Origin of the sequence: Micromonospora sp. NPDC047527 (assembly GCF_040643015.1) — a bacterium.
Taxonomy (GTDB): Bacteria; Actinomycetota; Actinomycetes; order Mycobacteriales; family Micromonosporaceae; genus Micromonospora.
In genome coordinates this window covers 68,719-87,049 of sequence record NZ_JBEYTK010000004.1, presented here as the reverse complement: position 1 = coordinate 87,049, position 18,331 = coordinate 68,719, and the positions used below count along the sequence as shown (strand labels likewise).

Annotated in this window: 18 protein-coding genes; 4 read left to right on the top strand and 14 right to left on the bottom strand. The window is 72.8% G+C overall.

The window, feature by feature from the left end; translation table 11 throughout:
• The first annotated feature begins 303 nt into the window (after positions 1–303).
• Positions 304–1,008, top strand: a complete 705-nt coding sequence (locus tag ABZ808_RS17130; protein ID WP_357007019.1) for a helix-turn-helix transcriptional regulator — start codon at positions 304–306, stop codon at positions 1,006–1,008.
• A gap of 120 nt (positions 1,009–1,128) precedes the next feature.
• Here ABZ808_RS17130 and ung read toward each other — a convergent pair whose 3' ends face one another.
• The 6 genes from ung to ABZ808_RS17100 all read right to left on the bottom strand — a co-directional run bounded on the left by ung (position 1,129) and on the right by ABZ808_RS17100 (position 6,581).
• Entirely contained in the window at positions 1,129–1,830 is a 702-nt protein-coding gene (gene ung, locus ABZ808_RS17125) for a uracil-DNA glycosylase (RefSeq protein WP_357007016.1), read from the bottom strand.
• A gap of 69 nt (positions 1,831–1,899) precedes the next feature.
• Positions 1,900–2,382 carry a tRNA (adenosine(37)-N6)-threonylcarbamoyltransferase complex ATPase subunit type 1 TsaE gene (gene tsaE / locus ABZ808_RS17120; RefSeq protein WP_357007013.1) on the bottom strand — a complete coding sequence of 161 codons (483 nt, stop codon included), beginning with the start codon at positions 2,380–2,382 and terminating at the stop codon, positions 1,900–1,902.
• Positions 2,379–3,482 (bottom strand): alpha/beta hydrolase, encoded by a 1,104-nt coding sequence (locus ABZ808_RS17115; protein WP_357007010.1) that lies wholly within the window; start codon positions 3,480–3,482, stop codon positions 2,379–2,381. The genes tsaE and ABZ808_RS17115 overlap by 4 nt, the downstream gene beginning before the upstream one ends.
• Positions 3,479–4,597, bottom strand: a complete 1,119-nt coding sequence (alr, locus tag ABZ808_RS17110) for an alanine racemase (protein ID WP_357007007.1) — start codon at positions 4,595–4,597, stop codon at positions 3,479–3,481. The genes ABZ808_RS17115 and alr overlap by 4 nt, the downstream gene beginning before the upstream one ends.
• A gap of 84 nt (positions 4,598–4,681) precedes the next feature.
• A complete protein-coding gene (locus ABZ808_RS17105; protein ID WP_357007002.1) occupies positions 4,682–6,157 on the bottom strand; it encodes an NAD(P)H-hydrate dehydratase in 1,476 nt (491 codons plus the stop codon).
• A gap of 55 nt (positions 6,158–6,212) precedes the next feature.
• Positions 6,213–6,581 carry a holo-ACP synthase gene (locus tag ABZ808_RS17100; RefSeq protein WP_357006999.1) on the bottom strand — a complete coding sequence of 123 codons (369 nt, stop codon included), beginning with the start codon at positions 6,579–6,581 and terminating at the stop codon, positions 6,213–6,215.
• 174 nt (positions 6,582–6,755) lie between these two features.
• Here ABZ808_RS17100 and ABZ808_RS17095 point away from each other — a divergent pair, with 174 nt between their 5' ends.
• Together ABZ808_RS17095 and ABZ808_RS17090 are read left to right on the top strand one after the other, a co-directional pair.
• On the top strand, positions 6,756–7,052 hold the full coding sequence (locus ABZ808_RS17095) for a type VII secretion target (protein ID WP_357006996.1): 297 nt from the start codon (positions 6,756–6,758) through the stop codon (positions 7,050–7,052).
• Positions 7,049–8,641, top strand: a complete 1,593-nt coding sequence (locus tag ABZ808_RS17090; protein ID WP_357006992.1) for an alpha/beta hydrolase — start codon at positions 7,049–7,051, stop codon at positions 8,639–8,641. The genes ABZ808_RS17095 and ABZ808_RS17090 overlap by 4 nt, the downstream gene beginning before the upstream one ends.
• Positions 8,642–8,644: 3 nt before the next feature.
• On the opposite strand, the gene glmS is transcribed toward ABZ808_RS17090, so the two are convergent.
• Positions 8,645–10,558 (bottom strand): glutamine--fructose-6-phosphate transaminase (isomerizing), encoded by a 1,914-nt coding sequence (gene glmS / locus ABZ808_RS17085; protein WP_357006989.1) that lies wholly within the window; start codon positions 10,556–10,558, stop codon positions 8,645–8,647.
• 738 nt (positions 10,559–11,296) lie between these two features.
• On the opposite strand from glmS, the gene ABZ808_RS17080 reads away from it, so the two are divergent.
• A complete protein-coding gene (locus tag ABZ808_RS17080; protein WP_357006986.1) occupies positions 11,297–12,493 on the top strand; it encodes a pyridoxal phosphate-dependent aminotransferase in 1,197 nt (398 codons plus the stop codon).
• Positions 12,494–12,643: 150 nt separating this feature from the next.
• Here the strand turns inward: ABZ808_RS17080 and glmM are convergent, their stop codons facing one another.
• The 7 genes from glmM to ABZ808_RS17045 form a co-directional block, all read right to left on the bottom strand.
• The gene (gene glmM, locus ABZ808_RS17075) at positions 12,644–14,002 is read right to left on the bottom strand and encodes a phosphoglucosamine mutase (RefSeq protein ID WP_357006983.1); all 1,359 of its coding nucleotides are present in this window, start codon (positions 14,000–14,002) and stop codon (positions 12,644–12,646) included.
• Between the two features lie 116 nt (positions 14,003–14,118).
• Entirely contained in the window at positions 14,119–14,592 is a 474-nt protein-coding gene (rpsI, locus tag ABZ808_RS17070; RefSeq protein ID WP_357006981.1) for a 30S ribosomal protein S9, read from the bottom strand.
• Positions 14,593–14,612: 20 nt separating this feature from the next.
• A complete protein-coding gene (gene rplM, locus ABZ808_RS17065) occupies positions 14,613–15,056 on the bottom strand; it encodes a 50S ribosomal protein L13 (RefSeq protein WP_007465158.1) in 444 nt (147 codons plus the stop codon).
• A gap of 209 nt (positions 15,057–15,265) precedes the next feature.
• The gene (locus ABZ808_RS17060) at positions 15,266–16,648 is read right to left on the bottom strand and encodes a nitrate/nitrite transporter (protein WP_357006978.1); all 1,383 of its coding nucleotides are present in this window, start codon (positions 16,646–16,648) and stop codon (positions 15,266–15,268) included.
• Between the two features lie 126 nt (positions 16,649–16,774).
• Entirely contained in the window at positions 16,775–17,068 is a 294-nt protein-coding gene (locus ABZ808_RS17055; RefSeq protein ID WP_151488090.1) for a hypothetical protein, read from the bottom strand.
• Positions 17,058–17,315 carry a DUF6364 family protein gene (locus ABZ808_RS17050; RefSeq protein WP_357006975.1) on the bottom strand — a complete coding sequence of 86 codons (258 nt, stop codon included), beginning with the start codon at positions 17,313–17,315 and terminating at the stop codon, positions 17,058–17,060. The genes ABZ808_RS17055 and ABZ808_RS17050 overlap by 11 nt, the downstream gene beginning before the upstream one ends.
• Before the next feature lie 80 nt (positions 17,316–17,395).
• Positions 17,396–18,103 carry a methyltransferase domain-containing protein gene (locus tag ABZ808_RS17045; RefSeq protein ID WP_357006972.1) on the bottom strand — a complete coding sequence of 236 codons (708 nt, stop codon included), beginning with the start codon at positions 18,101–18,103 and terminating at the stop codon, positions 17,396–17,398.
• Positions 18,104–18,331: the final 228 nt, after the last annotated feature.

Sequence of the window (18,331 nt, the reverse complement as noted above, 5' to 3'; positions counted from 1 at the left end):
CGCCGCATAGGCGTCGCTCCGGCCCTACCGGTTGCCACCGCGAGCGGCCGCCGTTCCGGCCCACCCCTCGCGGCCACCGTCTGCGGCCTGGTCAGCCACTCGACGGTGACGGGAGGCGCATCCCTCAACGAGCGTGATGTCTGTGAGACATTTTGATGTCTCACAGACATCACGCTCATCGGGACAGGGCCCCCCGCCCGCCCACAGGTCATCGGCCGGAGCAGCCCTCGGCCGGAGCGACGCCGAGTCGTCAATACGCCGTACTGGTTTCGCGGGCATCTCGGCCTGGTCCACCATGCCGGGATGTCTTCCACTCGCCTTGTCTCCCTCCTCGGCGCCGCAGTGCGGCAACAACGACAACTGCGCGAGTTGAGCCAGCGTCAGTTGGCCGCGCTGGCTGGGGTCAGCCAGGGGGCGGTGGCCCACATCGAACGCGGCGAGCGCACGCCGAGCATCCCGCTGCTGGAGCGATTGCTCGCCGCGATGGACGTGCAGTTGGTCGTGGGGGTTGAGCCTCTCGACGCGCACCTCGACGCCCGGATCGACGACCTGGCCGCCCGACCGATCGCCGAGCGGATCGATGAGCTGGGTCTGGATCGGTTGCTCGACCGGCTCCCCGGTCTCCCGCAGGTGATCACCGGAAGCACCGCGGCGCTGTTGCAGGGCGCGCCGGTGCCGGTCGACGCGCTGGAGATCGCGCTGCGATGGCAGGACTCGAAACAGTTCACCCGCTGGCTGGAGGCGAACTACGGCCAGCGGTGGAACGCCCGCTGGGGCGAGTTCGGCGGGGTGTGGTTGGACCCCGAGGAGCAGGGCGAGCACCGCTGGTCGACCCGCTACGGCGAAATCAAGGCCACGATGTGCGATGAACTGCCCGAAACGATCGAGGTACGCCACGACGGGCGGGGTTACCAGGTGGTGCCACTGGTCGAGCTGGAATTGACCGAACTGCGGGCCGCCGAGCTGCTGCGCCGCTATCGGGCCCGGCAGCTGGCCAGCGAGGCTTGACCCACCGGCCGGCAGCGGAGGCCGCACCGGCACGACCGGCCAGACGAGCGGCGCGCCACGCCCAGCGTACCGGCGCGGTCAGCAGACAGCCGGCGCGCAGTCGGCAGACAGCCGGCGCGGTCAGCCGGTGGTGCGTTCCCAGTCGATGGTGGGCAGGCCAGCGTCGGCGAGGGCCTTGTTGGCCGCGCTGAACGGACGGCTCCCGAGAAAGCCGCGCGGGTTCATCGGGCTGGGGTGACCGGCCTCCAGCACCACGTGCTGCGGGTTGGTGACCAGGGCGGCCTTCTTACGGGCGTAGCCGCCCCAGAGCAGGAAGACCACCCGGTCCGGCGACGCGTCCAGCGCCCGGATGGTGGCGTCGGTGAACTCTTCCCAGCCGGCGTTGGCGTGCGAGCCCGGCGTGGCCTGGCGCACGGTCAGCACCGCGTTGAGCAGCAGCACGCCCTGGGCGGCCCAGCCGGCGAGGTTGCCGTTGGGCGGCTTGGGCACGCCCAGGTCCTCGCCCAACTCCTTGAAGACGTTGCGCAGCGACGGCGGCACCGCCACCCCGTCCCGGACGCTGAAGCTCAGCCCGTGGGCCTGCCCGGCCCGGTGGTAGGGATCCTGCCCGAGGATCAACACGCGGGTGCCCTGCGGCGGGCAGAGCTGATATGCCGAGAACAGGTCCGCCAGCGGCGGGAAGACGGTGTGTGTCGCGTACTCCCGGGCGACGAACTCGGCCAGCGCGGCCGTGCGGGCCGGGTCCAGGTGTGGGGTGAGCACGGCACGCCACTGCTCCGGCAACAGGGCCAACAGATCCAGGGCGGGGGCGTCGTCGGGCATCAGGAACCTCTCACAGCGCGGGTCGGTCCCCCGCACTCTAGGCATCGCGTACGACAGTGGCCCGCCGGCCTAACCCAGATCGGCCAGCCGCCGGGCCCAGTCACCACCCACCGGGTCCAGCTCGATGATCCGGGTGTCGTCGTCGCGGCGGTCGATGCGGACGCGAAGGTGCGCGTCGACCAACTGCTCCACCAGGCCCTCGCCCCACTCCACCACGGTCACCGACTCGTCCACCGAGGCGTCCAGGTCCAGGTCGTCGATCTCGGCACGCGGATCGCTGGCGTCGCCCAGCCGGTACGCGTCGGCGTGCACCAACGACACCCGGCCGCCCCGTGCCGGATCGGGCCGGTGCACCCGGGCGATCACGAACGTCGGAGAGGTGATGTCCCCGAGTACGCCGAGCCCCGCACCGACGCCCTGGGTGAGCGCGGTCTTGCCGGCACCCAGCGGGCCGGTCAACAGCACCAGGTCACCGGCCCGCAGCAGCCCGGCCAGCCGACGGCCGAACTCCCGGGTGTCCTCGACTGTCGGCAGTTTGACGACGTGACTCACCGGTCCTCCACGCTCTCCAGTGACCCGAGAAACCGCTCCAGGGCGGCGTTGACCTCGTCGGCGTGCTCCAGCATCACCACGTGCCCGCTGTCCTCGATCTTGACGAACTCGGCGTGCGGCAACCGCCGGACGATCTCCTCGGAGTGGGTCACCGGAGTGATCATGTCCTTGTCGCCGACGACCACCAGCACCGGGGCGTTCGCCAGCGCGGCCAGCGCCGGGAATCGCGAGTGCGTGGCGATGGTCCGCAGGTAACGGGTCACCGTGTCGGCCGACGTCCGTGAGTTCATCGTCTCCACGTAGGACACCAGCGCCGGGCTGGGCTTGCGCGTGCCGAAGCCGTACCTGCGCGTGAGCAGCCAGGCCACGTTCGAGGTGGACCTGCGTGCCTTGTCGATGACCTGGCCGCCGTACCGGGTGGCGTTGCTGGCCATGTACAGCACCGGGGCGCCGACCCTGCCGAGCAGCGCCGGTGCGACAAGCTTGGTCTCCGCGATCAGGCCGCCCGAGGTGGCCATCAGCACGGTGCCCACCACCCGGTCACCGAACAGCTCCGGGAACAGCTCGGCGAACGCCATGATGGTCATGCCGCCCATCGAGTGGCCCACCAGCACCAGCGGCCCGTCCGGGGTGGTCCGGTCGATCACCTCGCGCAGCGTCCGACCCAGCACCGCGAGGTCGTACTCGCCGGTCTCCAATCGGCCGGACCGGCCGTGACCGGGCTGGTCGTACGCGACGATCCGGTAGTCGCCGCGCGCGGCGAGCATCTGGCGCTGGAAGTGGAACGTGCCCATGTCCAGGCAGAAGCCGTGCACCAGCACCACCGTGGGGTGCCCGGCCACCGGGCGGGTCGGCTCGACCACCTCGACGTGGATGTCGGTGCCGTCCGGCAACTCCAGCCGGAACGCCTCGTCACACGGCTGCTCGTCGAACGTCTCGTGCGCGTAGCGGTCGGTCGGGTCGGCCTTGAGCCGGCGCACCAGGGTGCGTTCGGTCGCGACGCCGGCGGCCAGGCCGGCCGCGGCCACCCCCACCGCGGCGCCCAGCAGGCCGGCGACCCGGCCGGCCGCCGTCCGAGGACGCGGAATCCGATAACTCATGGTCGTTCGCCGTCATACAGCCGGGGTACGCGCGTACTGCCGAACCGGGTGACGATCTCGTAGTTGATCGTGCCGACCGCCTCGGCCCAGTCGTCGGCGGTCGGTGCGCCGTCGGTGCCGTCACCGAACAGCGTCGCCACGTCGCCGTCGACCACCGGGTCGTCCCCGCAGTCGATCACGAACTGGTCCATGCAGACCCGCCCGGAGATGGTCCGCCGCGCGCCGGCGAGCTGCACGGGCCCGGTGTTGGACGCGTGCCGGGGCACGCCGTCGGCGTACCCGAGGGGCACCACGGCCAGGTTCGCGTCCGCCGCCGTGGTGTAGGTGTGCCCGTAGGAGACGCCGGTGCCGGCGGGCACCCGCTTGGTGAGCATCACCCGGGCCCGTGCGGTCATCGCCGGCCGCAGCCCGTACGTGTCGCCGGCCACCGGGGAGAGACCGTAGACGGCCAGCCCCGGGCGGACCAGGTCGAAGTGGGTGTCGGGGCGGGTCAGGGTGGCCGCCGAGTTGGCCAGGTGCCGCCAGCGCGGCCGCAGGCCGGCCCGCTCGACCATGGCCAGGCCCTCGTGGAAGACGGCGAGCTGCCGATCGGTGGTCGGGTGGCCGGGCATGTCCGCGTACACGAAGTGGCTCCACACACCGACCACCTCGACGAGGCCGTCGGCCTGCGCCTTGGCGGCGGCGTCCAGCAGCGCCGGCCAGTCGGCGACTGTCGCGCCACCCCGGGACAACCCCGTGTCGATCTTCAGGTGCAGTCGGGCCGGACGCTCGGCACGCCGGCTCGCCTCAACCATCTCGTCCAACTGGGACAGGCTGGCCGCGCCGAGGTCCACACCGGCACTGACCCCCTCGTGCAGCGGCAACCCGGGTGCGAGCAGCCAGGCCAGCACCGGCGCGGTGATCCCGGCTCGACGCAGCGTGAGCGCCTCGTCGAGGGTGCAGACGCCGAGCCAGTCGGCTCCCGCGTCGAGGGCCGCGCGGGCGACCGGGAGCATGCCGTGGCCGTACCCGTCGCCCTTGACCACCGCCATCACCTCGGCGGTGGTGCCGGAGCGGAGCCGGCTCACGTTCTCGCGGATCGCGTCGAGATCAACGCGTACCTCGGCCTGCCACATGCACCCAGCCTACTTTCCGCCCTGATCACTGCGGGCGGCGACGCACGGCCCGACCCGCCGATCCGACCAGCTGACCCGAAACCGTCACGATCCGCCCAGCCGGGCGATGACCGGACGCAGCGCGGCCGCCACGTCGGGCGCCGTCACCGGGCCGCCCCGGGCCGCCTCCCGACCGGCCAGCCCGTGCAGGTACGCGGCAGCGGCGGCGGCGCGGTCCGCCGGCACCCCGGCGGCCAGGAACGAGCCGAGCAGCCCGGCCAGCACGTCACCCGTGCCGCCGGTGGCCAACGCCGGAGTGCCGGTCGGGTTGACGTACGCCCGGCCGTCCGGCGTGCCGATGACCGTGCGGTCCCCCTTGAGCAGCACCACCGCGTTCATCCAGGCGGCCAGCCGCAGTGCGGCCCCGACCCGGTCGGCGCCGGGCTCCTCCCCGCAGAGCCGGGTGAACTCCCGGTCGTGCGGGGTGACCACGATCGGCGCGTCCCGGCCGCGCAGCCGGTCGGCGAGGGAGCCGTCCACCAGCAGGGTCAGCGCGTCGGCGTCGAGCACCACGGGCACCGGGGCGGCCAGGACGGCTCGCAGTTCGGCCGCCGCGTCGTCGCCGGTGCCCAACCCGGAGCCGCACACCCAGGCCTGCACCCGGCCGGCCTCGGCGACCCGATCGGTGGCGATCACCGAGGGGTGCTGGTGCAGCACCTCGACCCGGGCACCGCCGGCGTAGCGGACCAGCCCGGTCGGCCCCGCGAGGGCCCCGCCGACGGAGAGCACCGCCGCACCCGGGTACGTCGCCGAGCCGGTCGCCACCCCGACCACGCCCCGGGTGTACTTCTCCGACGCCGCGCCCAGCTCCGGCCACCACTGCACGACGTCGGACCACTCGGTGACCCGCAGCGCGGGTGTGCCCCGCAGCCACGGCCGCAGCCCGATGTCGACAAGTTCCACCTGCCCGGCCAGCGCGGCTGCCGGCCCGACCACCAGGGCGGGCTTCAGCGCGCCGAACGTCACCGTCACGTCGGCGCGTACCGCGGTGGGCCGGCCGGACGCGGCCAGCGGGACGTGCCCGGTGTCCACCGCAACCCCGCTCGGCACGTCGACGGCCAGCACGGTGGCCCGGTCGCCGTCCCGGCCGCGCAGCGCGTCGAGGCGCTGGACCATCTCGTCGGCGCTCGCCCGCAGCCCGCCCGTGCCACCGATGCCGACGATGCCGTCGAGGACCAGGTCGACCGGGCCGTCCGGGCGGTCGACCAGTCGGCCACCGGCGGCCCGCAGCGCGGCCAGGCCCGAGGCGTGCGCCCGTCCGGGGGTGATCAGCAGGGCGGACACCTCGACGCCCCGGCGGGCCAGCCGTTCCCCGGCGTAGAGCGCGTCGCCGCCGTTGTCACCGGAGCCGACCAGCAGCAGCACCCGACCGCCGTACACCCCGCCCCGCTCGGCGAGCAGAAGCGCGGCCCGGCGGGCCAGCCCGGCGGCGGCGCGCTGCATCAGCGTGCCCTCCGGCAGCGTGCCCATCAGCCCCGCCTCGGCCGCCCGTACGTCGGCCACCCGCCACACCGGTCTCATGTCACCGTGTCCCATCCGGTTCGCGGGCGGGCCGGCCGGGCCCACCCAATCGACGTCACCGTTCCGCGACCACCATGGCCGACGCGATCCCGCCGTCGTGCGACAGCGAGAGATGCCAGTTGTTGATCCCCCGCGCGACGGCCGCCGCCGCGACGGTGCCGGAGACCGTCAGCCAGGGACGGCCGTCCGGGTCGGGCACGATCTCGCAGTCGTGCCAGCTCAGCCCGGCCGGGGCGCCGAGCGCCTTGGCGACGGCCTCCTTCGCGGCGAAGCGGGCGGCGAGCGACTCAGGCGAGCGCGGGCTGCCGGATCGGGTGGCGCGCTCGGCGTGGGTGAAGAGCCGGTCGGCGAGCAGCGGCGTCCGCGCCAGGGACCGCGCGAACCGGTCCACCAGCACGACGTCGATGCCGACAGCGACGATCACCAGACCACCCTACCGGCGGCGCGGGCCGCAGATTAGCCGTCGGGCACGCCGTGGGCAACGCCTGTGGACACCACGGGGTACGGCGCTGAGCGGCTGTCCACAGGGCACCGCGGGAGCGCCCCAGGCCCGTCTAGCGTCAGCGCGTCGATGCCGATCGTCCACGGGGGTGGGGTCATGACCGAGGAGCCGTTCACCGTCCGGCCGCAGGAGTTGCGCGCTGTGGCCGGCGCGCTCGACGACGAGGCGTACGGGTTGGCGCTGGGCCTGGCCAGGGTGCCCGGCCTGCTGGTGCCGGCGGCCGGTTGGCGGGCTGCCGCGGCTCTGGCCGGGCTGGAGGCGGCCGGGCACGCCTGGTTCCGCCGGCTGGGTGCCCGGGTGGCGGCGGCCGCCGGTGGAGTGCGGGCGTCGGCCGAGGCGTACGAGACGGTGGACGACCGGGCCGCCGGCCGGTTCACCTCCCTGCCCCGGTGACCGGCGTCGGCTACCGGCAGCTCTGGGAGGCCGACCCCGGCGGGTGGCGGGCCGCCGGCGCGGCCTGGGCCGGGCTGACCGGGCCGGTGCAGGGGCGCGTCGACGGGTTGGGCGGTGCTGCCGGGCGGTTGCGGGGCGGTTGGTCCGGTGCGGCGGCCACGGCGGCCGACGCCCGGCTCGGCGGTCTGCGCGACGAGCTGGTGTCGGTGACGCCCGCGCTGATCGAGGCCGACCAGGTGCTGGCCGATCTGGCCGGACGGCTGGTGGCGGCGAAGGCCCGGCTTGGCGAGGCGGTCGCCCTGGCCGATGCGGCCGGTCTGGCGGTGGACCGGGCGGGCGGGGTGCACGTCGATCCGGCCCGAGTGCGGCCCACCGAGCGGACCGGCCTGGCGGCGGCACGGGTGGCGGCGGCGCTGCGGGACGCGCTCGACCGGGCCGGGGCGGCGGACCGGGCAGCCGCCGCCCGGTTGGACGAGCTGGCCCGCGCCGCCGCGTCCGGCTGGGCTTCCCCGCCGCCGCCCGGTCGACCCGATTCCGGGGCCTCGCCGGCCCTGGTGCGCGCCTGGTGGTCCGGGTTGACCCCAGCCCAGCGGCGATGGCTGGTCCTGCGCGAGCCGGCCCTGGTCGGCCGCCTGGACGGGGTGCCGGTGGCCGCCCGTGACCAGGCCAACCGGCTGCTGCTCGGGTCCCGGCGTGCGGAGTTGCTCGCCGAGCGGCGACGGTTGCTGGCACGGGTTCCTCCGGGGCCGGTCGCCTCGGTTCGGCTGCGGGCGGTGGCGGCGCGGCTGGCCGGCCTGGACGCGCTGGCCGAGCGCCTGACGGTGGCCGGGGAACCGCGGGCGTACCTGCTGGGGCTGGATCCCGCAGGCGAGGGCCGGGTGGTGGTGGCGCTCGGCGACCCGGACCAGGCCGACCGGGTGTTGACGTACGTGCCGGGGACGGGCTCCGGTCTGGACGACGCCCCCGGCGAGCTGGGTCGGGCGGCGCGGGTCCTGGACCGGTGCGCTGCGCTCGCCCCGGGTGAGCGCAGCGCGGCGGTGCTCTGGCTGGACTACGACGCGCCGGATTTCCTCCACGAGGCGGCGTCGGCCGGCCAGGCCCGGGATGCGGGCCCGGCGCTGCACCGCTTCCAGGAAGGGCTGCGCGCCAGCCACGAGGGACCTCCTGCGCGGCAGACCGTGCTCGGGCACAGCTACGGGTCGCTCGTGGTGGGTGTGGCCGCCCGGGAGCACGGGTTGGCCGCCGACGCGCTGGTGTTCGTCGGCTCACCCGGGGTCGGTGCGGCACACGCCGGCGAGTTGGGCGTGCCACCGGCGCAAGTCTGGGCCAGCCAGGCCCCCGACGACGTGATCCGCCTGGCCCAGCCGGTGGACGAGCTGGGCCGGCGGGCCCTGCTCGGCACGGCGCCACTCGCCGCCGTGCTGGGCTGGCCCGACCGCACCGGCCACGAGCTGTGGTTCGGTCACGATCCATCCGATCCCGGGTTCGGCGGTCGGGTCTTCCGCAGTGGCCCGGGCGGGCACTCCGGTTACTGGGACCCGGGCAACCCCGCACTGGACGGGATGGCCCGGGTCGTGCTGGGCCGCTGAGGGCTACTCGACGGTGACCGACTTGGCCAGGTTGCGGGGCTGGTCCACGTCGTGCCCCCGGGCGGCGGCGATCTCGGCGGCGAGCACCTGGAGCGGCACCGTGGTGACCAGGGGCGCCAGCAGGGTCGGCGTACGCGGCACGTAGATCAGGTGGTCGGCGTACCGGACGACAGCCTCGTCGCCCTCTTCGGCGATCACGATGGTGCGGGCGCCGCGCGCCCGTACCTCCTGGATGTTGGAGACGACCTTGTCGTGCAGCATCCCCCGGCCGACCGGCGACGGCACCACGCAGATCACCGGGGTGCCCTTGTCGATCAGAGCGATCGGGCCGTGCTTCAGCTCGCCGGCCGCGAAGCCCTCGGCGTGCATGTACGCCAGTTCCTTGAGCTTGAGTGCGCCTTCCAGCGCGACCGGGTAGCCGACGTGCCGGCCGATGAACAGGATGGTGGGCTCGGACTTCAGCTCGCGGGCCAGCTCGCGGACGGGCTCGATCCGGTCCAGCAGCTCACGCAGCTTGCCCGGCATCTCCTGCAACTGGGCGACGACCGCGCCTACCTCGTCGGCGAACTTGATGCCGCGTACCTGGGCCAGGTGCAGCCCGATCAGATAGCAGGCGACGAGCTGGGTGAGGAACGCCTTTGTGGAGGCGACGGCGATCTCCGGCCCGCCGTGGGTGTAGAGCACGGCGTCGGACTCGCGGGGAATCGTCGAGCCGTTGGTGTTGCAGATGGCCAGCACCCGGGCCTTCTGCTCCTTGGCGTGCCGCAGCGCCATCAGGGTGTCCATCGTCTCGCCGGACTGCGAGATCACCACGATCAGCGTGGACCGGTCGAGCACCGGGTCGCGGTAGCGGAACTCGCTGGCCAGCTCCACCTCGCAGGGGATCCGGGTCCAGTGCTCGATGGCGTACTTGGCGACCATGCCGGAGTGGTACGCCGTGCCGCAGGCCACGATGAAGATCTTGTCGACGTCGCGCAGATCCTGGTCGCTGAGGCGGACCTCGTCCAGGGCGATCTCACCGGTCTCGGTGAGCCGGCCGAGCAGTGTGTCGGCGATGGCCTGCGGCTGCTCCTCGATCTCCTTGAGCATGAACCAGTCGTAGCCACCCTTCTCGGCAGCCGACGAGTCCCAGTCGATGTGGAAGTCCTTGCCGGCGGCGGGCTGGCCGTCGAAGTCGGTGATCTCGATGCTGTCGCCGGTGATCAGGACGATCTGGTCCTGGCCCAGCTCCACCGCGTCCCGGGTGTGCTCGATGAACGCGGCCACGTCGCTGGCCAGGTAGTTCTCCCCGTCGCCCCGGCCGACCACCAACGGCGAGCTACGCCGGGCACCGACGACCGCGCCGGGCACCGCGGCGTCGACCGCGAGCAGGGTGAACGCGCCCTCCAGCCGCTGGCAGACCACCCGCATGGCGGCGGCGAGCAGCTGCGGGCTGTCCGGCTGGCCAGCGGCACGCAGGTCGGCCAGCGCGGCGGAGAGCAGGTGCGCGGCGCACTCGGTGTCGGTGTCGCTGGTGAACTGGACGCCGTCGGCCTCCAGCTCGGCGCGGAGCTTGGCGAAATTCTCGATGATGCCGTTGTGGATGACCGCGACCCGGCCGTCAGGGGCGGTGTGCGGGTGGGCGTTGCGGTCGGTCGGGCCGCCGTGGGTGGCCCAGCGGGTGTGCCCGATGCCGGTCATGCCGTCACCGATGCCGATCGGGCTGGCCGCGCAGGAGGTCGGGTCGTCGGCGGCCCGCTCGGAGAGCACCTTCTCCAGGTTGGCGAGCTTGCCGGCCTTCTTCTCGGTCAGCAGTTGGTCGTCGCAGACGATCGCGACGCCCGCCGAGTCGTAGCCGCGGTATTCCAGCCGCCGCAGCCCGTCGAGCACGATGCCCAGTGCGGGGCGCGCGCCCGCGTATCCCACGATTCCACACATGGCCCGCAGCCTAACCCAGTTTCGCTCATCGCGGTTGCTCGAAAGCCGGGTTATCAATCACCGAATCTGAGCGATGAGTGGTTGAGTGTCCAGACCAGGACAAGCCGACCGCCGAAACAGAGCCGGCCCACAGCCTCGACGCGCCATACCCGTTCCCACCCCACCCAGCCGCGTTACCCCACCCTCGCCCGCAGCCCCGCCCACACAGCACCACCCCGCCCCACCTGTACGCCCACCCCACCCCCGCCCCACCTGCCCTGCTCGCCCGCCCCGCCCCGCCCTCTGCCCCGCCCTGCCGTGCCGCGCCCGTCCTGCCCCGACCTGCCCCGACCTAGCCGACTCAGCCCCGACCGACCCGACCCGGCGATCTTGCAGTTTCCGTCGCCCTCATGCGTGGAATGCCCCTTATGCCAAGGCAGAGAGTGCAAGATCGCCAAGACGGAGCGCGGGAGGCGCCTGGTCACACGGGCTCCCGCCGTCGATCATCGAGCTGTGGTGCCCGATTAGTGATTCATTGACCGCCTTGTCCCCCACCACAACTCCATGATCGACGGGCGGAAGCGGGAGCGGGCTCGAGCCGGACCAGGGCCGGGCGAACCAGGGCCGGGCGCGACCGGCCGGGGCCGGGCGCGACCGGCCGGGGCCGGGCGCGACGGGCTGGGGCGGGCTGGTTGGGTTCGGTCGACGACGCGTCCGCCCTTGTACCCGTGAGGCTGGGGTGGACGTAGGCTGGCGCAGGTGACGACGAGCACCGATGTCGACCCGCTGGTGGCCCGGATGCGGCCGTTCGGCACGACGATCTTCGCCGAGATGTCCGCCCTCGCCGTGCGTACCGGCGCGGTCAACCTGGGCCAGGGCTTCCCGGACACCGACGGCCCACCGGAGATGCTGGCCGCCGCGGCCGAGGCGCTGCGCGGCGGGCAGAACCAGTACCCGCCCGGTCCGGGGATTCCCGCCCTGCGCGCGGCGGTCGCGGCCCACCAGCGGCGGTTCTACGAACTGGAGTACGACCCCGACGGCGAGATCGTGATCACGGCGGGCGCGACCGAGGCGGTGGCGGCGAGCATCCTCGCTCTCTGCGAGCCGGGCGACGAGGTGGTCTGCTTCGAGCCGTACTACGACTCGTACGCCGCCTCGATCGCACTGGCCGGCGCGGTCCGGCGGCCGGTCACGTTGCGTCCCGCCGACGACGGTCGGTACGCCTTCGACCCGGCGGCACTGCGCGCGGCGTTCGGCCCGCACACCCGGCTGGTGCTGCTCAACTCGCCGCACAACCCGACCGGCAAGGTCTTCACGCCGGCCGAGCTGGCGCTGGTCGCGGAGCTGTGCCAGGAGTACGACGCGTACGCGGTCACCGACGAGGTGTACGAGCACCTGGTATTCACCGACGCGTCGAACCCGCACGTGCCGTTGGCCACCCTGCCCGGGATGCGGGAGCGGACGTTGCGGATCTCGTCGGCCGGCAAGACCTTCTCGTGTACGGGCTGGAAGGTTGGCTGGGCGAGTGGGCCGGCCGCCCTGGTGTCAGCTGTGCTGCGGGTGAAGCAGTTCCTCACCTTCGTGAACGCCGCCCCGCTGCAACCGGCGGTCGCTGTGGCGCTGGCCCTGCCGGACGACTACTTCACCGGCTTCCGCGACGGGCTCCAGCGGGGGCGCGACCAGCTCGTGGGCGGGCTCACCGACGCCGGGTTCGAGGTGCTGGTGCCGGAGGGGACGTACTTCGTCACCGCCGACATCACCCCGCTCGGCGGCTCGGACGGGGTGGAGTTCTGCCGGTCACTGCCGGAGCGCTGCGGCGTGGTGGCGGTGCCGACGCAGGTCTTCTACGACGACGCCGACGCTGGCCGGCGGCTGGTCCGCTTCGCCTTCTGCAAGCGCCCGGAGGTGCTGACCGAGGCGGTCACCCGGCTGCGCGCGCTGGCCCCCGGCCGCTGACGCGGCCGGGCCACCGTGTGATCGTTGTGGAGCCGATGTCGTAAACGGTTCAGCTCCAAAGGACGTGCCCAGCGTGGGGCGCACCCGGCCCGGGACGCAACGACCCAGGGCGCACCCGGCCCAGGGCGCAACGGCCCAGGGCGCGGCCTGCTACTGGACGGCGGGGCTGGCGGTGCGGACCAGGGCGGCGATCCGCTCGGCGACCTCGCGTGCGGTCGCCTCGGTGGCCGCCTCGACCATGACGCGGACCAGCGGCTCGGTGCCCGACGGGCGCAGCAGCACCCGGCCGGTCTCGCCCAGCTCCGCCTCGGCGCGCTCGACCTCGGCGCGGACTGCCGGCGCGTTGGCGCCGACGGTCCGGTCGCCGACCGGGACGTTGATGAGCACCTGCGGCAGCTTGGTGACCACCGACGCCAACTCGGCGAGGGACTGACCGGTGGCGGCCATCCGGGCCATCAGGTGCAGGCCGGTCAGCACCCCGTCGCCGGTGGTGGCGTGCGCGGGCATGACGATGTGGCCGCTCTGCTCGCCACCGAGCGCCAGGTTCGAGGCGCGCAGTTCCTCCAGGACGTACCGGTCACCGACCTTGGTTTCGATCAGCCGGATGCCCTGCGCGGACATCGCGAGCCGCAGGCCGAGGTTGCTCATCACGGTGGCCACCAGGGTGTCCTGGGTGAGCGTGCCAGCGTCCCGCATGGCCAGGGCGAGGATGGCCATCACCTGGTCGCCGTCGACCTCGTCGCCGTCGGCGGTGACCGCCAGGCAGCGGTCGGCGTCGCCGTCGTGGGCGATGCCCAGGTGGGCGCCGTGCTCGACCACGGCCTCGCGCAGCGCCTCGATGTGGTTGGAGCCGCAGTCGTCGTTGATGTTGAGCCCGTCGGGCTGGGCGTGGATCGCGATGACCTCCGCGCCGGCCTCCCGGTAGGCGACCGGGGCGACGTCGGCGGCCGCGCCGTTGGCGCAGTCGACCACGACCTTGATCCCGTCGAGCCGGTGCGACACGGTGCCGACCAGGTGCTGGACGTAGTGGTCCGCGCCGTCGAGCAGGTCGTGCACGCGGCCGACGCCCGCGCCGGTCGGCCGGTCCCAGGCGGTGGTGGCGTTCGTCTCGATCGCCGCCTCGATCCGCATTTCGATCTCGTCGGGCAGCTTGTGCCCGCCGGCGGCGAAGAGCTTGATGCCGTTGTCCGGCATCGGGTTGTGCGAGGCGGAGAGCATCACCCCGAGGTCGGCCTTGGCCTCCGCGGTGAGGAACGCCACGGCGGGGGTGGGCAGCACGCCCACCCGCACCACGTTCGCGCCGGCGCTGGTCAGCCCGGCCACCACGGCCGCCTCCAGCATCTCGCCACTGGCCCGGGTGTCCCGGCCGACCACGGCGAGCGGCGGATGGCTGCGATCTGTCTCGGCAAGCGTGTGCGCCGCGGCCACGGCGAGCGCGAGCGCCAACTCGGGGGTGAGATCCGCGTTCGCCCGCCCGCGTACGCCGTCCGTGCCGAACAACCGACCCATACCCGCCAACCTCCGATGAGCACTGCAGATGAGGAGAAAGCGGAACGGTCGGTCCGCCTCCCCGGATGAGGGAGGCGGACCGACCGTTCGTCAGAAGTACAACGCGCTGGTGAAGATCAGCGCTTCGAGTACTGGGGAGCCTTACGGGCCTTCTTGAGGCCGTACTTCTTGCTCTCCTTGACCCGGGCGTCCCGGGTGAGGAAGCCGGCCTTCTTGAGGGCCGGGCGGTCGTCCGGCTCGCTGACGATCAGCGCACGGGCGATGCCCAGCCGCAGCGCACCGGCCTGGCCGGTGGTGCCGCCGCCACGCAGGTTGGCGATGACGTCGAACTGCTCGAGCTTCTCGGCGGTGACCAGCGGGTCCTTGATGAGCTGCTGGTGCACCTTGCTCGGGAAGTAGGCCTCGAGCTCCTGGCCATTGCAGGTGATCTTGCCGGTGCCCGGGACGATACGAACCCGGACGATGGCCTGCTTGCGGCGGCCCACGGTCTGGATCGGCCGGTCACCACGAGGCGCGCGGGCGACGGGCGCAGGCGCCTCGGTGGCCTCAGGGGCTTCCGGGGCAACCTCGGTCTCGGTGATGTCGGTCATGCTGCTTCCTTCGCCCGCGCTCACTGCGCGATCTGCTTGATCTCGAACGGCACCGGCTGCTGCGCGAGGTGCGGGTGCTCGGCACCGGCGTAGACCTTCAGCTTCTTGATCAGCTGACGGCCGAGCTTGTTGTGCGGGAGCATCCCCTTCACGGCCAGCTCGATGGCCCGCTCGGGGCGCTTGGTCAGCAGCTCGTCGTAGCCAACCTGCTTCAGACCACCCGGGTAACCGGAGTGGCGGTAAGCGACCTTGGTCTGGCGCTTGTTGCCGGTCAACGCAACCTTGCCCGCGTTCACGATGACGACAAAGTCGCCCGTGTCGACGTGCGGCGCGAAAGTCGGCTTGTGCTTACCACGCAGCAACGTGGCGGCGTGGGTGGCCAGGCGGCCCAGCACGACATCAGAGGCGTCGATGACGTGCCACTGACGCTCGATCTCACCCGGCTTCGGGCTGTACGTACGCACAGGTCTACCTTGTCTCGTCGTCGGTCTGGGGTCGCGCGCCGAGGTGACCAGATCTAGCAGGCCGGACCAGCGCGCACGAACGACCAAGCGTACCTGATAGGGCACGCCTCTGGATGTCGTACAACAGCAGGCAACGATACCCGGCGCCCTGTCCGCAGGTCAAAACGGGGGTGCGGTCTCGCGCGCCGACGCGCCGACCGTGTCTCAGCTCACACTCCAGCGAGCCGTTCGGCTCTCGGACGACGATAGACGACCCAGGTGACCGCGAAGCACAGCGCGTACCAGCCGATGAAGACCAGGTAGGCGGCGTCGGCGTTGCCGGAGGCGAGAAACGACTGGCGGAACGAGATGTTGACCAGCACCCCACCGAAGGCGCCGATCGCACCCGCGATGCCGATCAACGAGCCGGTCATCCGGCGCGCCCACCGGGTCGCGGCCTCCGGGTCGCGCCGGCCGGCGGCCACCGCGTCCGCCGCCCGGGCCCGGAAGATGGCCGGGATCATCTTGTACGTCGAGCCGTTGCCGATGCCGGAGAAGACGAAGAGTGCGAGGAAACCGGCCAGGTAGAGCCCGAACGAGCGCTCCCGGGCCGCGTACAGCACGGTGCCGGCGCCGGCCGCCATCGCCACGAAGTTCCAGAAGGTCACCCGGGCGCCCCCCAGCCGGTCGGCGAGGTGCCCGCCCAGCGGCCGGATCAGCGAACCCACCAGCGGGCCGAGGAAGGTCAGCCAGGCGGCGTCGACGGGGGTGGGGAACCGCTCGGCGAACTGGAGTTGCAGCACCTGGCCGAAGGCGAAGCCGAACCCGATGAACGAGCCGAAAGTGCCGACGTACAGCAGCGACATGACCCAGGTGTGCGGGTCGCGGGCGGCCTCGCGCAGCGCGCCCGGCTCGTTGCGCGCCCCGGGCACGGTGTCCAACCAGCGTGCCGCCGCCAGCGCGGCCAGCACGATCAGCGGCAGGTAGACCGCCGGCACCAGCCGGGGGTACGCGGCACCGACGGTGGCGAGCACCGCCAGCCCGACCAACTGCACGGCGGGTACGCCCAGGTTGCCGCCGCCCGCGTTGAGCCCGAGGGCCCGGCCCTTGAGCCGCTGCGGATAGAACAGGTTGATGTTCGCCATCGAGGAGGCGAAGTTGCCACCGCCGACGCCGGTGAGGCAGGCGAGCACCATCAGCGTGGAGTAGGACACACCGGGTTCCAGCAGCACCGTCATCGGCACCGCCGGGACGAGCAGCAGCAGCGCGCTGATGATCGTCCAGCGCCGCCCGCCGAAGCGGGCCACCGCCAGGGTGTACGGCAGCCTCAGCACCGCGCCCAGCGCGGCGGGCACGGCGGTGAGCAGGAACTTACCGGCCGGGTCGATGCCGTACTCGGGACCGAGGAAGAGCACGGTCACCGACCAGAGGCTCCACACGGAGAAGCCGACGTGCTCGGCGAAGATCGAGACCCAGAGGTTGCGGCGAGCGATCGGCGCGCCCGTCGTACGCCAGAAGTCGGGGTCCTCGGGTCTCCAGTCGTCGAGCCGGCGCCGGGTCGCGGTGGCGGCCGGTGGCCCGGCGGTGACTGCGGTGCTGGTGAGCGTGCTCACGGCGGCTCCTCCTCGTCAATGTGACGAGGGGAAACGCTAGGAACACCCGATTACCTGGCGGTGCCCGTCGCGGGTCGGCCGGGATACGGGGACCGCACCACGGGCCGCCGACGATGGTGAGCGCGGTCAGAGCTGCTGGAGGATGCGCAGCGCGCGGCCGACCCGCAGCATCGTGTCGGTGTCGGCGACGTCCACGCAGTCGGTGAACCACTTCTTCATCGGTGAGGAGATCCGGTCGGGCATCACCACGTAACGGCCCATCGACACGGCGAGCGGAGAATCCCGCAGCAACGACTCCTCCACCACCTCGACGACGATCACGATGGGCACGTCGGTGGAGTTGTAGACGTCCGAGCTGATCACCAGGCCGAGGCGTTCCCGGGCGCCCTCGATGCGCCAGACCTCACCCCTACGCAGCACGCGGCCGTCCGTCGCCGAGGAGATCGTTGACCATGCCCACCTCGCGGGCGTCGGCGAGGGCGGCGGACTCCAGGTCGAGGCTGGCGCGGCCCACGGCGGCGGCATGCGCGGTGAAGACCTCGCGCAGCGCCTTCTCCCGGGCGGCCTGGTCCATCCAGGCCGAGAGCGAGAGCCCTTCACGCTTGGCGAAGCGTCGGGCCTCCTCGATCGTCTCGTCCGTGAACGACAACGTCACCTTGGCAGTCATGCGGATGAGACTACCCAGCGGTATGACTATCAGTCATCCGCACGCCGACCGGCTTGCCGCCGGTGACCGAAAGGCGCATTTCACCGGGCCTGCTCGCCGGCCCGACCGCCGAACACCGCGAAACGCCACTCCTTGAAGAAGCAGTCGACGTCGACCAGCCCCGCCTCGGCCAGCCATCGGCACTGGTCGGCGACGGTGGCCGGCCGGTCGTGTCGCATCCGCTCCCGGGCGGCGGCGATCTCGTCGGGTGGTGAGCCCAACTCGGTGATCCGCGCCGTCCACACCTCGTCGTAGCGCCGATCCAGCGCCGGGGTCGGCCCGGCCACCTGCTCGGCGTTGACGAACACCCCACCGGGCGCCAGCGCGGCGGCGGCCCGCCGGTAGAGCGCCCGCTTGCCGGCATCGTCCAGGTGGTGGATCGCCAGCGCGCTGACCACGGCGTCGTACCGGCCGTCCGGCAGCGCGTCGGCCAGGTCGGCCTGGACGGTCCGGTGCGGCACGGCGCGGGCGCGCAACTGGTCGGCGGCGCGGGACAGCATGGCCGGCGCGGCGTCCACCAGGGTCAACCGCACCCCCGGCACCGCGGCGGCCAGCAGCAGCGAGAGCAGGCCGGTGCCCGCGCCCAGATCCAACACCTCCGGGGTACGACCGGTCGCCAGCGCGGCGCGAAGCGGGGGCGCGGCCACCTGGACGGCGGTGCCGTAGAAGGCGTCGAAGCAGGGCACCAGCCGCCGGCGCGCCTCGTCGTAGCTGCCGGCCACCGCGTCGAAGGCGTCTGCCACGCTCATCGCATCTCCCATAAGTTGAGACGAGTTTCCCAAATAATAGACCTCCTGCGCGGGGCCGGCCCACCACCGACCGCACCGTGGGACACCGGCCTCGCCGGCCGGGGATGGTGGCCGGCAGGTCGGCGGACCGACCCAACCGTCACGTCCGATGCCACCGTGCGGTGTGAGCCCTACTTGACAGGACCGAAACAGAAGAGACGCTGACCGGAAACCGCCCGGCGGCACGCT